Source organism: Oscillibacter sp., assembly GCF_032060045.1.
In the GTDB taxonomy this organism is placed as follows: domain Bacteria; phylum Bacillota; class Clostridia; order Oscillospirales; family Oscillospiraceae; genus Oscillibacter.
The window spans coordinates 79,181-92,853 of record NZ_DAMBZJ010000003.1 but is presented as its reverse complement, the minus strand read 5'-3'; the positions used below and the strand labels follow the sequence as shown (position 1 = coordinate 92,853).

Genomic DNA, 13,673 nt, shown 5'->3' with positions numbered 1-13,673 from the left:
CAGGAGCTTCTCGGTGAAGAGGGTTATCGGGTGGGCGCGAAAATTCTCACCGACTTCTTTGCCAAGGAGCTGCAGGTTTACGACACGCCGGAGCTGCATCCGGTGGGCCGTCAGATTCTGGAGTGCTTTGCTGCCGGCGGCACCGTGGAGGATTACTGCAAAATCCTTCCTTTGGGCCTTGAATAAACGACATAAAACATCCCCGGAGCGGAATTTTCCGCCCCGGGGATGTTATCATAAGAACAGGGAAAAGGGGAATGCCGTGCTATGCAACGCCCTTGATGGTGACGTTTAAGTAACTGAAATCGTCCTTCAAGGAAATTTCAAAGGGCTTTACTGCCCTGCCGTCTTGCCGGTAAACCCGGACCATGGGCCGCAGACAGTAAGAAGCGTAATTTCGGATGACCAGCCCGGTCCATCCGTTGCTCAGCGCCACGGAAGTGCCCACGGGGTAGGGGGCAATTCTCTTTGTAAAGGCGTTGACCGCCTCCGGATCGAACAGGGTTTCTGCGCTGGCCATCACATATTCAACCCCTTCGTTGGGAGGCAGGGCCTTTCGATAGGGCCGCTCGGAGGTAAGCGCGTCGTACACGTCGGCAAGGGCGGTAATCCGCCCGTAGAGGGAGATGCCGGTGCCCTTCTTTTGCAAGGGATAACCGGAGCCGTCGTACCGCTCATGGTGCTCTAAGATGGGCCGACAACTTCTGGGCGGAAGCCGATATTCCGACATAATATAATCGTAACCCATCTGAGAATGGGTTTTCATCAGTTCAAATTCCTCTGGCGTCAAAGGTCCATTTTTTTGAACGATCTGTTTGTTGATAAAAACCTTCCCAATGTCGTGCAGCAGCGCGCCGCTGCCCAAGGCAATCAGGTCGTTCACTGGAAAATTCATGGCCATTCCCAAAACGATGGACAGAACGGCCACATTGAGAGAGTGGGAATACGTGTAGCTGTCATAGCTGCTTAAATCCAGCATGTTTACCATCACGTTCCGGTTCCCGGAAAGCTCCCGCACAATGCATTCAATCTGGGCGGAGACATTGACGGGGTGCGGTTTTCTTCCGCCCTGGCGGGCGGTGGAGATGATTTTCTGAATGCCACGCATCGTCTCCGAGCGTAGCTCGCCGCTGATGGCGTCGATGACCTCGATGTCCCGGGAAAGGTCGTCTTCGATGTAAGCGCCCGCATAGCCGGCCCGCAAAATGCCGCCGATATATGCGTTATTCAGCACAATTCCGGTGGAGAGCATGGTGTTTGGTCCGCGGTACAAAGGCTTTGCAAGCTGCATGCCCTCGCGTAAACAATTTGCAGCTACGAATCTCATCGCGATACCCTTTCAACATATGTTCTGCACACGATATTCCCCGTCCCATCGGAGATACGGCCGTTTCGCGGCCCGGCTGTCAGGGCTGAAAGAAGATCGGTTCGCATCCTCCGCATTAGGGCACAAAACCGAAAAGTGCGGGGCAAATCATCTGTTTGCCAGAGGTTATATTATATCCGTATTTTCGAAAAATGTCAAATAATTGCAAAAGAATTTTTGTTTCTCCCCACAGGGTATCACTGAGTCTCCGTGCATACTGCCTCGGTTGTGTGATGCGACGAAAGAAGGGGATAGGGTCCACCGGAGTGTGTCTTGAGAACCCAGTCAATTGTCTCCCGGGGCTGGTAAGAATGCAAAAAAGGACCCCGGCGCGAAAAATTACGCGCCGGGATCCTTTTTTGCGGGAGCAGGGGGGGCATCCCAAGAAGGTGTACCCTCCGGTACGCCGGGTGTGAAACGCGTGGCGGATCAGGCTGAATCATTTTGGAACGATCCCGCGTCAGGCGGCTCCTGTGGAGGAGGCCGGGGGATTTACGGCGCCGCTGCTTCCGCTGGGGGCAGCGCTGCCTTCCGTAACGCTCTTGCTGGCTTTTTGGCGGCCGGTGTGGTCAATGGTGTAGTCCTGATTGTACGCGCCATTGATAATGATGTGTGAAATTGGGACCACGGAATAACCCTGTCCAATCAGGTATTCCAGAATACCAGGCAGAGCGGCGGGTGTGTTCTCTGCCGCGTTGTGAAACAGGACGATGGACCCGGGCTGGACTCTGGAAGTGACCCGTCTGGTAATCTCATCCGCCGACAGGCCCTTCCAATCTAGACTGTCAACGTCCCATTGAATTGGCTCCATGCCATAATCGCGAATGGCCTTGACCACGTGGTCGTCATATTCCCCGTAGGGACACCGAATTAGCGCGGGGCGCACGCCGGAGATGGCCTCAATTTTGTCACTGCTTTCTTTCAGGTCGGCGGTAATTTTTTCCGTGGAAAGAGAATTGTAGTGATCGTGGTGAGAGGAGTGGCTCATAATCTCATGGCCCGCGTCGGAGAGTGCCTTGACAGACTCCGGGTATTTGTCCACCCAATCACCCACCACGAAAAAAGTGGTTTTTACATTGTATTGTTCGAGAATGTTAATGAGCGTCTGAGTGTCCTCGTTTCCCCAGGGTAACATTATAATGCGGCAGTCCCAAAATCAATTGCAATTGCCGCTTTTTATTCTACCTATTTGTGTCCCAATATGTGCAAATCGGGGCATTTACGCTTAATTAACCACCGGTTTCATCGTATAGAGGTAGATACCGAAGCTGACGCGCGTGGCATGTTTGCCGACAAGCCCTCATAACCTGAACCATCTGGTTTGAATAGGAGGGAATATTCATGTCTCAGACGATGACTCCGTCTGCGCGGACGTCCGAATATAGCATTGACCGCCACTTCACCGGCCAGCGCACTGCCGAAGATGTAGTGGCGGCACTGGTGAAGATTCACAGATGACACGCCGATGCCCCAGAAGAAAACAAAGTACTTGACCGCTCAATACGAACGTCTGTCACGGGAGGACGGTGACCGGATGGAGAGCGACAGTATCCTCAACCAGCAGAGACTCATTGAGGACTACTGTGCCCGCAATCCGGAGCTTCAAGCAGTAGGCCACTACTCCGATGACGGATATACCGGTACCAACTTTGACCGCCCCGCCTTCCAGAGAATGGTGACCGACATTGAAGATGGCAGGGTAAACTGTGTTGTCGTGAAAGATCTCTCCCGTTTTGGACGGGACTACATCGACATGGGCTACTATTTGGAGCGGTACTTTCCAAGCCGCGAGGTCAGATTTATTGCGATCAACGATGGGGTGGACAGCCAGGCTGGTCCCTACAATATGCTTCTGCCGCTGAAAAATGTTTTTAACGCGCAGTATGCAAAGGACATCTCGGAGAAGGTGCGCAGTTCCTTTGAAGTAAAACAGCGCAGAGGTGAATTTGTAGGGGCCTTCACCTCCTACGGATACGTGAAAGATCCGGCCGACCATAACAAGCTGATCGTTGATCCGGTTGCCGCCAAGGTTGTTCGGCGCGTTTTTGAGATGGCTGGGGGCGGAGCGGGACAGATTCGGATTGCCCAGCAGCTTAACGAGGAAAAGATTCCCTGCCCCAGCGAGTATAAGCGGCTGATGGGTGAGCGATATACCAACTGCAAGCGGTTGGAATCCACCCACTATTGGACCTATGCCACCATCCACCGAATGCTGCAAAACGAAATGTACCGGGGAAATATGGTGCAGCGGAGGTCGATTCGGCCAACTATGCATGGAAGAACCAAGGCCGCAGACAAAAGCCAGTGGATCGTGGTTCCGGATACCCATGAGGCGATCATCCCACAGGAGCTGTGGGATGCGGTTCAGGTGCAGATTAAGCAAAACACGCGTGCCCCGGCTTTTGAGCAGAATGTGGGTCTGCTCGCCGGATTCTTTAAGTGCGGAGACTGTGGCCGAGCAATGGTCAAAACGGTTCGGGGCGGACGCATCTACTACACCTGCGGGTCGTATCGCCGCTATGGGGCCAATGTGTGTACGAAGCATTCTATTCCGCAACAGGACATAGAGAAGATCATTCTGGGGGATCTGAACCGTTTGATTGCCGCCGTCAGTGATTTGGAGCAGCTTGCCGAGCGAAACCGAACGGTTTCAGATACGGCGCAGCACAAAAGCAAGGAACAAAATCGTCTGGAAACCGCGCTGGACAGGGTGCGCCGTCTGAAACAGGGGGCCTATGAGGACTATCGGGACAAACTGCTGAATCGTGAGGAATTTCTACGCTATAAGAGGGATTACGATCAGCAGGAGGAGATTTTAGCGCGTCAGCTGGCGCAGGTCGAGTCCTCGCCTGAAGAAAACCCACGGATGCAGCCGTGGATTGAAAACCTGCTGCGTCTGGGCAGGCTGACTGAGTTGGACCGGGCAACGCTGTCCCAGACGGTTGAAGTGATTCGCATCTTTGAGGACAAGCGCATAGAGATCACGTACCGGTTTTCAGACAGCCTCCGGTTTTTGCTGGAAGAGGAACGCGAGGCACCTGGCTGACGAGGTGGGTTCCGAGACGAATGTGCAAAAAAGCGTCCTATCAGCAACGCTGTCAGGACTCAAGCAAGTTGGATTTTTCAAGTTTTTGTCGGGACAAAGCCATCTAGCTGAAGTATAACCTCCTCTGTCGGAGGTGTCGCAGAATTCGCGTTCTTGCGTGAGCACTCTCTGAATGACGGCGTGATCTACGAACGGGATCATTGTGCTTAAAAACGCTCCAAATCTTAAAAATGATAAAAAGTGACGTTGCCGCATCAGCGGCAACGTCACTTTTTTTTGCCACGCCGCGATAAAAGCGGTCATAAAAGGAGCTGTGCGTCAGATGCGGAAAGGGACCAATCTCAATAAATCGTATCGAAGAGGCAAAACAAGACGGTATCGTGGGCGGCACCCTCACCCACCTTCGTGAAAATCGCCAGGCGCGCAAAGTAAGTATGCCAAACCGGCGAGGTCATGCAAGTGGGGCGCGCTTACGGGCTGCCAATTCCGCAAAATGGTTAAAAACGCAATGTGTTTTGCATTGATCTTTGGCAATCATACCCAAAAAATGGAAGTTATAAAAAATTTAATTTATTGTTAGACGGCAGTTTTAGCCCAAAGGCTTTTCCTCAGTAGACGGAAATTTGACGCTTATTCCGGATGCAAATGTAAGATTTCAAAAGGCAAAGGTCGAAAAACTGTGAATTTCACCGGTGGCGGCAGCCTGGACTGTTCTAGCGCCAAATCGTCCACATCGGAGGAGAAAAGGGGCGTCTGACGATGCGTGCAGACGTTTCAAAGACAGAGGCGCGCTACAATCCAGACAGTAAAAGGCTTTGTTGAGCGCTCGGCCCGATGCTGGAAAACGATTCGACGCAAGCCGCGTCTCAGAAAGGAAAAGAGAGTATGGATTTCGGGTTTAATGACGAATACAAAATGATCCAGAAGATGTACCGGGAGTTTGCAGAAAAGGAGATCAAGCCTCTGGCAGAGGAGATCGACGAAAACGAGCGGTTCCCCAAGGAAAGCGTGCAGAAAATGGCCGACAACGGGATGTTGGGCATTCCTTTTCCCGAGGAGTATGGCGGAGAAGAGGGGGACTACCTCTCTTATGTTCTCGCGGTAGAGGAATTATCCAAGGTCTGCGCGTCCACCGGCGTCACCCTGTCCGCCCACACCTCTCTGGGGGCCGCCCCCATTTATGAATGGGGCACCGCCGAACAGAAGCAAAAGTTCTTGATTCCGCTGTCCAGCGGCGAATGTCTGGGTGCTTTCGGTCTGACTGAGCCGAACGCCGGAACCGATGCCTCCCGCCAGAAGGCCACCGCCGTCAAGCAGGGAGATCATTATGTACTTAACGGCTCTAAGTGCTTTATTACCAACGCGGGCGAGGCGGGAATTTACATCGTCATGGCGATGACCGACAAGGAAAAGGGAAACCATGGCATATCCGCCTTCATTGTGGAAAAGGACTGCCCGGGTTTTTCCATTGGAAAGCACGAGAAAAAAATGGGGATTCGTGGCTCTGCTACCGCCAGCCTGATCTTTGAAGACTGCATTGTTCCTGTGGAGAACATGCTGGGCAAAGAGGGCGAGGGCTTTAAGATTGCCATGCATACGCTGGACGGCGGGCGGATCGGCATCGCCGCACAGGCGCTGGGGATTGCCGAGGGCGCGTTGAAAGAGACGATTGCATATGTAAAGCTCCGCGAGCAGTTTGGAAAGCCCTTGTCCGCCTTCCAGAATACGCAGTTTGTCATCGCCAATCTAGCCAACCAGATTGAGGCCGCCAAGCTGCTGGTCTACCGCGCCGCATGGTGCAAGGATAATCACCGGCCCTATTCTGTGGAGTCGGCTCACGCTAAACTCTATGCCGCTGAGACTGCCATGCGCGTTACCACCGAGTGTGTCCAGCTGATGGGTGGCTACGGCTATACCCGCGAGTATCCTGTGGAGCGTATGATGCGCGACGCGAAGATTACCCAGATTTACGAGGGCACCAGCGAGGTCCAGCGCATGGTCATCTCCCGCGCCGCGCTGCAATAAACAAACTGGCTGCACACAAGGCAAACCCACCCTCCGGCCCTGCCGGTAAGGAACGATGGGATACAACCGAACGGGGCTTCTGTACTTTCACCATTTTGTCTGAAAGAGAGGAACTTGCTTATGAACAAGAACGAGACCTTTGCCAAAGCGAAAGCATCTTCAAGCGCGGAAGATGACCGCGTGGAAAAAGCGCTGGAGGAGAGCGTCGGTGTTGCAGTGGATTACCGCACACTCAATCGCCGCAACTTGCTGAAATTCATGATTTTTTCGGGAATCGGAATCTGGGCGTTCTTCATTCCCGTGACGATTGGCGGGGCAAACTCTGTTCCCATGGTGCTTTTGATCGACGCAGTCAAGGCCCTACTTGGGCCCGCAGTCATGAATTGGCTGGTTCTACTTGTCTGCCTTGTGCTGTCCGTCACTTTTACACTGTCCCGTATCCAAAAAGAGGGCTTTTTCCAGCGGTTCCACACCAAAGACGGCTGGGGGACCGGAATCCTGTACTATCTGTCTCTGCTCTTCGCGGTGATGATCGTGTTCAACATGGGTCCAAAGCAGATTCTAGACTCCGGGGTCGGTGGGCAGGCGATCAGTCTGGCGGGTTCCACCCTGTTTACCGTTACCATCGCCGGCTGGCTGGTCACATTTCTTATTGAGTTCGGTGTACTGGAATTTGTCGGCACATTGATGGAGCCAATCATGCGAAAGGCGTTCAAGCTACCCGGCCAGTCCGCGGTCACAGCCGTCTCCGCGTTTGTGGCAGCGCCCGCCGTGGGCGTATTCATGACAAACAAGTTGTACAACGAGAACGTGTATACCGAGAAAGAGGCGTGCTGTGTTGCCACTAATTTTAGTGTGGTCTCTCTGGGCTTTTTTGCCCTGCTGGTTTCCATCACCGACACGGTTTATATGTACGGAAAAGTTGTTCTGACCTCGCTGGTCGTGGTGTTCATTCTGGCGTTCATTGTTATCCGCATACCGCCGCTGTCCAGAAGAAAAGACCGCTACGCCAACGGCACGGAGCAGACGGACACCATGCGGAAATCCGGCCGCTACGACCGCACAATTCTGAAAAAAGCTGTGGGGGCTGCGACCACCAAGGCCACCAGCACGCCGTATTCCGTGTTTCTCACCTCGATTCCCGACGTGCTGTCCTTTGCGGTGAAGATCGTCTCCTTTGTGCAGGCCATCGCGGTCATCGCACTGTTCATCAGCACCTACACCCCGTTGTTCCAGTGGATCGGGGTCCCCATGACGCCCTATCTTCAGCTGTGCCAGCTGCCCGATGCTGCGGCCATCGCCCCCGCCACGTTGGTGGGTATTGCCGAGATTGCGCTGCCTGTCATGACCATCGCCGGGCAGGCCCTTGCCCCGATGAGTGTGTTCTTTGTGATCGTGCTGTCCACCGTGCAGATTATCTTCTTCACCGAGAGCGCCAACGCCATGTTGCAGGCCGACATGGGGCTCAAATTCGGCGAACTGGTTCTAATCTTCCTGCTTCGGACGGTAATCGCCATCCCCATTGTGGCGCTGTTTGCCCATTTGCTCTTTTAAAAACCGCGTAAGACCACAACCATTTATTTTCTCAGGAGGTGTTGATATTGCAGCAAGCGTTAAGCGGGGTTCGGGTGCTGGACTTTTCTCAGGTGCTCGCGGGGCCCTTCTGCACCATGAATTTGGCCGACTTCGGCGCGGAAGTCATCAAGATTGAGCGTCCCGGCTCTGGCGACGGCAGTCGGATCTTTGGGCCGTTTGTCAACGGCCAGAGCGGCTATTACACACTGGTCAACCGAGGGAAAAAGAGCATCACGCTGGATTTGAAGCGTGGTCGGCAGATCATTTACGACATGGTAAAGACCTGCGACGTCGTGGTGGAAAACTTCAAGCCGGGTGTGATGGAAAAGCTGGGCCTCTCCTATGACCACCTGAAAGAGATCAATCCCAAAATCATCTACTGCTCTATCTCTGGCTTTGGACAGGACAGCCCGCTGCGGGATCTGCCCGCCTATGACATCGTGGCGCAGGGAATGTCCGGCATGATGAGCATCACAGGATATCCCGATACGCCTCCCGCCCGAGTGGGCAGCTCACTGGGAGACGTCAGCGCAGGGCTATATGCCGTGTTTGGCATCCTGACGGCTCTGTATAACCGAGAACGAACCGGCGAAGGACAGTATGTGGATATCGCCATGCTGGACAGTGTGTTTGCCTTTATTGAGACAAATATCGTGCGCCACACCATCGGCGGCGTCCATCCCACCCGCGTAGGAGCCCGGCATCCCCTCAGCGCACCCTTTGACATCTATCAGTGCAGCGACGGCATGGTTATCATTGCCGTGGCCAGCGACGCTCATTTTGCCAAACTGTGCGAAATGATCGGTCAGCCAGATTTGATCAAAGACCCGAAGTTTGACTCCGACCCTCACCGTTCTGAAAACGATGTGGAACTGAAGGGCATTCTGGAACAGTTTTTAAAGAATCACACAGTGAGCGGGGCCCGAGAAATGATGGAAAGCCGCTCGATACCGTGCGGCCCGCTGTGTACCGTGGACGATGCGTGTAAAAACCCCAGCATACTGAAGCGAAATATGCTGGTGGAGATCGACCAGCCCGGTGTGGGCAAGCTGACCATCACCGGAAATCCTGTCAAGCTGTCCAAGACACCGCCCGATCCACGGCATGCCGCCCCTTTGCTGGGACAAAACACACGTGCCGTTCTGGAGGAATTCGGGTACAGCAAGGAACAGATCGACGCGTGGGAGGCGGAGAAAGTCTTCTGATCCACCGACAACAATACAGATCAAAATTTTAAGGAGGAATCTCTCTATGGAATTCAAATATACTGACGACCAAATCGCCCTGCGCCGGGCGGTCCGCGAATGGGCACAGAGCTATCTTGCCCCCAAGGCGGAAGAGATCGACGTGAACAACCGTTTTCCCACTGAGACGATTGTCGCTTTGGGCGAACAGGATCTGATGGGTCTGGCCTATCCAGAGGAGCTGGGCGGCGCGGGCTATGACGCCATCTCCGAGGCGATTGCCATGGAGGAGATCTCCGCGGCCTGCGCCTCCACCGGCTCCATCATCACCGGACATTATCTGGGCTTTGACGCGCTGTATCTGGCGGGCAATGCTGAGCAAAAGGAAAAGTGGCTGCGCCCCGCGCTGGAAGGCGCAAAATATGCGGCGTTCTGCCTCACCGAACCTGCAGGCGGGTCCGATATGACCTCCAACAAGACCACAGCTGTGGAAGAGGGGGACAGCTACGTCATCAACGGCGTAAAACACTTCATTACCGGCGGCGCACACTGTGACTACCTGTGCTGCTTTGCCATCACCAATAAAGAGGACGTGCGCCACGGCATGAGCTGTTTTGTGGTGGAAAAGGGGACTCCCGGCATGACCATCGCCTCCGAAGACGACAAGATGGGTATCCGCGGTGCCCGCACGGCCGAGATCGTGTTTGAAAACTGCCGCGTTCCCAAAGAGAATCTGGTGGGGCGGTTGAACAGCGGCTATCGTCTGGCGCTGGACGTGGTGGACCGCGGCCGCATCGGCATCGCCGCCATGTCCGTAGGCATCGCCCAGTCCGCGCTGGATCTGGCGGTTAAATACGCCAAGGAGCGTGAGGTTTTCAAGCGCCCCATTGCAAAGTTCCAAGGCATCCAGTGGATGCTGGCTGATGCCGCCACGCAGGTGGAAGCCGCCCGGATGCTGACCTATTACGCCGCCAGCCTGAAAGAGCAGGGCGTGCCCTTTACCAAGCAGGCCGCCATGGCCAAGCTGTTTGCAGCCGAGGCGTCCCACAAGGTAGTGGATACCGCGCTGCAGGTACACGGCGGCTACGGTTACATGAAGGAATATGCGATTGAGCGGATCTACCGTGATCAGCGCATTACCGAGTTGTTCGAAGGAACCTCTCAGGTGCAGCGGATTGTCATTGCCGGTCAGCTTCTGCGCTGATGCGTGGCGCGTTTCAAAGCATATGATTTCGGTTTAACTGCGGCGCTCCGGCGCCCGCCATAAAGGAGGACAATATATGAATATACTGGTATGTATGAAGCAGGTACAAGACAACGCGGTGGCGCCCAAGCTGGACCCTGCCACCGGGCGGGTTGTTACGCAGGGGGTTGAGACTATGGTGAACCCCTTTGACCTGAACGCATTGGAAGCGGGCTTGAAGCTGATGGAGGAACATGGTGGAGAGGTCTCTGTGCTGGCGATGGGAGACGAGGAGAGCAAGATCACCCTGCGTATCGGCCTGTCCATGGGGGCGGAAAAGGCGTATCTGGTCAGTGATCCGGCACTGGAGGATTCTGATCCGTGGGCCACTGCCTACATATTGGCCAAGGCGATTCGATCCATTGGAACCTTTGATGTCATCCTGTGCGGGAAACAAGCCATCGACGATGACGCAGGTCAGGTGGGCGCGGGCATTGCCGAGCAGCTGGGCATCTCGCAGATCTCCTACGTGAACGAGATTCGCGAGGTCACAGCCGACAGTCTGACCGCCAAACGGGTCGCTCCCAATGGCGAGGAGGTGGTGCAGGCCGCACTGCCGGTGCTACTCACCTGTGAAAAATCTCTGAACGAGCCCCGCTATCCAACGCTGAAACGGACTAGAATGGCCAACCGCATGGAAATTCCCGTTCTGGACTGCGCGGCTATCGGTGCAGATGCGGCCAAGGGTGGAAAGAATTCCCCCTCCACTGTTCAAAAGCGCTATTTGCCTGCTCCGCGTCAGAGCGGCGAGTTGCTTCGCGGGGACGCGGAGGAAATTGGAAAACTCGCCGTTTTAAAGCTCGTGGAACAGAAGGTCATCTGAGAAGGGAGAACAAGATATGTCAAATCAAACCATATGGGTCTGCATGGAGTGCGTGGGCGGGAAGATCGCAGGCGTCTCCTATGAGATGCTCGGCGCGGCAAGAGAACTGGCGGATCAGCTGTCGGGCAAGGTGTCGGCTGTTTTGCTGGGGGCGCAGGTCAAGGAACAGGCCGGAGAGGCGTTTGCCTATGGCGCGGATCAGGTCTTTGTCTGCAACGACCAGCGGCTGAAGGTCTACCGGACTGAGAGCTACTGCAAGGCGCTGGAGCAGCTTGTGCGGAAGCACACGCCGGGAATTCTCCTTTTGGCTGCGACCACCTGCGGTCGGGATTTGTCCGCCCGGTTGTCCAGCCGTTTGGAGCTGGGCCTTGCCGCCGACTGTACGGAGCTGAAAATTGTGGAAGGGCAGCTGGTTTCCACTCGCCCCACTTACGGCGGCAACATCATGGCCGATGTGATCTTTGTTCCTGAGAAAACCGCCATGTGTACCATTCGACCCAACGCCTTTTCCAAGGCTGAGCCGGATACGTCCAGAACCGGGGAGGTCGTCTCCGTTTCTCTGAATATGGAGGATTCGGAACTGCGTACACAGGTAAAGGAGGTTCTGGCCAAGGCAGGCGGGGAAATCAGCCTGACCGACGCGCAAATCATTGTTTCCGGCGGTCGTGGACTGGGCGACGCCAGCGGATTCGACCTGATTCGAGAACTGGCCGACACCCTGCATGCCGCAGTGGGCGCGTCCCGCGCTGCGGTGGACGCGGGATGGATTCCCTATGAGCATCAGGTGGGCCAGACCGGCAAGACGGTGGGACCCAAGCTGTACATCGCCTGCGGCATTTCCGGCGCGTTGCAGCATCTGGCGGGTATGAAGACATCTGATGTGATCGTGGCCGTCAACAAGGACGATGAAGCACCCATTTTCGGCTTGGCGAACTATGGAGTCGTAGGTGATCTTTATAAAGTGCTGCCCATCATGATCGAAGAGTGTAAAGGGGTGTTTGCGTCCCGCTGAGGCCGGGTGCCCACGAAGGAGCGGATCTCTCCCTGCGATTTGTACTTAAACACAGTGGACTCATATAAATAAGGAGGAATAATTATGGCAATGTTTGATGTTGACAAGGCAATGACGGTGAAGCTGGATTACGAGCTTCCGGAGCATCCCGTCTTCGCGGATGGAATCCGCCGGGCTCCCCGCCGGGAATCCCATCTCTCCGAGGCAGACAAGCGACTGGCGATCAAAAACGCCCTGCGTTACATTCACCCGGATCACCACGCCCGGATGGCTGAGGAGTTTGCCAAGGAACTGGAGGAACACGGACGGATTTACGGGTACCGCTTCCGCCCGCAGGGCAAGCTGTACGGCAAGCCCATTGACGAGTACAAGGGCAACTGCACCGAGGGTAAGGCGTTCCAGGTCATGATCGAGAATAACCTCGATTTCGACGTAGCGCTGTATCCCTATGAGCTTGTGACTTATGGCGAAGCGGGCCAGGTCTGCCAAAACTGGATGCAGTACCGTCTGATTAAAAAGTATCTGGAGATCTTGACGGATGAGCAGACGCTGGTGGTCATGAGCGGCCACCCTCTGGGCCTGTTCCACAGCCACAAGGGCGCGCCTCGGTGCGTCATCTCCAACGGCTTGATGATTGGTGCGTTTGACGACCAGAAGAACTTCAACCGCGCGGCGGCGCTGGGCGTTGCCAACTACGGGCAGATGACCGCCGGCGGCTGGATGTACATCGGGCCGCAGGGCATTGTCCACGGTACGTTCAACACGCTTTTGGGCGCGGGCCGTCTGAAGCTGGGCATTTTCGAGGATGGGAATCTGGCGGGACGCCTGTTTATCTCCGCCGGCTTAGGCGGTATGTCCGGCGCACAGGGCAAGGCGGACATACCGCCTAAGCCGGCGCACAGGGCAAGGCGGCGGAGATTGCCGGCGCTGTGTCCATTATCGCCGAAGTGGATGAGTCCCGGATCGTAACCCGCTATACGCAGGGTTGGGTCAGCGAAAAGACCGACAGTTTGGAGCAGGCGCTGTCCATCGCCCAGAAGAAGATGGCGGCCAGGGAACCCTGTGCCATCGCCTATCACGGCAACGTGGTGGATCTGCTGGAGTATTTGTATGAAAAGAACGTTCATGTGGATCTGATGAGCGACCAGACTTCCTGCCACATGGCCTATGACGGCGGCTACTGCCCGCAGGGACTGACCTTTGCCGAACGCACCGAGATGCTGGATAAGGACCCGGAGCAGTTTGCCAAGTTGGTGGATAAGTCCTTGAAGCGCCACTACGAGATGATCTGCAAATTCCACGAGAAGGGCACCTACTTCTTCGATTACGGCAACGCGTTCCTGAAGTCCGTGTTTGATGCGGGCGTTACCGCCGTGTGCAAAAACGGCGAAAACGATCT

General features: G+C 55.2%; 11 protein-coding genes and 1 pseudogene. 10 read left to right on the top strand and 2 right to left on the bottom strand.

Features of this window, described 5'->3' with window-relative positions; all coding sequences use genetic code 11:
* On the top strand, positions 1-186 hold a 186-nt coding region (locus RT018_RS02355), incomplete at its 5' end, for a DUF4914 family protein (protein ID WP_312938939.1).
* 79 nt (positions 187-265) lie between these two features.
* Here the strand turns inward: RT018_RS02355 and RT018_RS02350 are convergent.
* Together RT018_RS02350 and RT018_RS02345 are read right to left on the bottom strand one after the other, a co-directional pair.
* On the bottom strand, positions 266-1,327 hold the full coding sequence (locus RT018_RS02350) for an HD-GYP domain-containing protein (protein WP_312938938.1): 1,062 nt from the start codon (positions 1,325-1,327) through the stop codon (positions 266-268).
* A gap of 499 nt (positions 1,328-1,826) precedes the next feature.
* On the bottom strand, positions 1,827-2,501 hold the full coding sequence (locus RT018_RS02345; RefSeq protein ID WP_312938937.1) for a polysaccharide deacetylase family protein: 675 nt from the start codon (positions 2,499-2,501) through the stop codon (positions 1,827-1,829).
* 330 nt (positions 2,502-2,831) lie between these two features.
* On the opposite strand from RT018_RS02345, the gene RT018_RS02340 reads away from it, so the two are divergent.
* From RT018_RS02340 to RT018_RS15785, 9 genes and pseudogenes are all read left to right on the top strand, one after another.
* Positions 2,832-4,412 carry a recombinase family protein gene (locus tag RT018_RS02340; RefSeq protein ID WP_312938936.1) on the top strand — a complete coding sequence of 527 codons (1,581 nt, stop codon included), beginning with the start codon at positions 2,832-2,834 and terminating at the stop codon, positions 4,410-4,412.
* An 885-nt stretch (positions 4,413-5,297) separates the two neighbouring features.
* Positions 5,298-6,437 carry an acyl-CoA dehydrogenase gene (locus RT018_RS02335; protein WP_312938935.1) on the top strand — a complete coding sequence of 380 codons (1,140 nt, stop codon included), beginning with the start codon at positions 5,298-5,300 and terminating at the stop codon, positions 6,435-6,437.
* A gap of 120 nt (positions 6,438-6,557) precedes the next feature.
* On the top strand, positions 6,558-7,991 hold the full coding sequence (locus tag RT018_RS02330) for a nucleoside recognition domain-containing protein (protein WP_312938933.1): 1,434 nt from the start codon (positions 6,558-6,560) through the stop codon (positions 7,989-7,991).
* A gap of 47 nt (positions 7,992-8,038) precedes the next feature.
* The gene (locus RT018_RS02325; RefSeq protein WP_312938932.1) at positions 8,039-9,217 is read left to right on the top strand and encodes a CaiB/BaiF CoA-transferase family protein; all 1,179 of its coding nucleotides are present in this window, start codon (positions 8,039-8,041) and stop codon (positions 9,215-9,217) included.
* Positions 9,218-9,263: 46 nt separating this feature from the next.
* On the top strand, positions 9,264-10,400 hold the full coding sequence (locus RT018_RS02320) for an acyl-CoA dehydrogenase family protein (RefSeq protein ID WP_312938931.1): 1,137 nt from the start codon (positions 9,264-9,266) through the stop codon (positions 10,398-10,400).
* A gap of 76 nt (positions 10,401-10,476) precedes the next feature.
* Complete coding sequence (locus RT018_RS02315) at positions 10,477-11,262, top strand: electron transfer flavoprotein subunit beta/FixA family protein (protein ID WP_312938930.1); 786 nt, start codon at positions 10,477-10,479, stop codon at positions 11,260-11,262.
* 16 nt (positions 11,263-11,278) lie between these two features.
* Positions 11,279-12,274 carry an electron transfer flavoprotein subunit alpha/FixB family protein gene (locus tag RT018_RS02310; protein ID WP_312938929.1) on the top strand — a complete coding sequence of 332 codons (996 nt, stop codon included), beginning with the start codon at positions 11,279-11,281 and terminating at the stop codon, positions 12,272-12,274.
* A gap of 84 nt (positions 12,275-12,358) precedes the next feature.
* The gene (locus RT018_RS02305) at positions 12,359-13,243 is read left to right on the top strand and encodes a hypothetical protein (RefSeq protein WP_397359549.1); all 885 of its coding nucleotides are present in this window, start codon (positions 12,359-12,361) and stop codon (positions 13,241-13,243) included.
* Positions 13,204-13,673 (top strand): annotated as a pseudogene (locus RT018_RS15785) (urocanate hydratase); the annotation flags it as partial. The gene RT018_RS02305 and the pseudogene RT018_RS15785, both read left to right, overlap by 40 nt.

Coding starts and splice junctions, on each gene's coding strand:
- RT018_RS02335 (WP_312938935.1), top strand. CDS start 5,298: ATGGATTTCGGGTTTAATGACGAATACAAAATGATCCAGAAGATGTAC.
- RT018_RS02310 (WP_312938929.1), top strand. CDS start 11,279: ATGTCAAATCAAACCATATGGGTCTGCATGGAGTGCGTGGGCGGGAAG.
- RT018_RS02320 (WP_312938931.1), top strand. CDS start 9,264: ATGGAATTCAAATATACTGACGACCAAATCGCCCTGCGCCGGGCGGTC.
- RT018_RS02345 (WP_312938937.1), bottom strand. CDS start 2,501: ATGTTACCCTGGGGAAACGAGGACACTCAGACGCTCATTAACATTCTC.
- RT018_RS02350 (WP_312938938.1), bottom strand. CDS start 1,327: ATGAGATTCGTAGCTGCAAATTGTTTACGCGAGGGCATGCAGCTTGCA.
- RT018_RS02315 (WP_312938930.1), top strand. CDS start 10,477: ATGAATATACTGGTATGTATGAAGCAGGTACAAGACAACGCGGTGGCG.
- RT018_RS02305 (WP_397359549.1), top strand. CDS start 12,359: ATGGCAATGTTTGATGTTGACAAGGCAATGACGGTGAAGCTGGATTAC.
- RT018_RS02330 (WP_312938933.1), top strand. CDS start 6,558: ATGAACAAGAACGAGACCTTTGCCAAAGCGAAAGCATCTTCAAGCGCG.
- RT018_RS02340 (WP_312938936.1), top strand. CDS start 2,832: ATGCCCCAGAAGAAAACAAAGTACTTGACCGCTCAATACGAACGTCTG.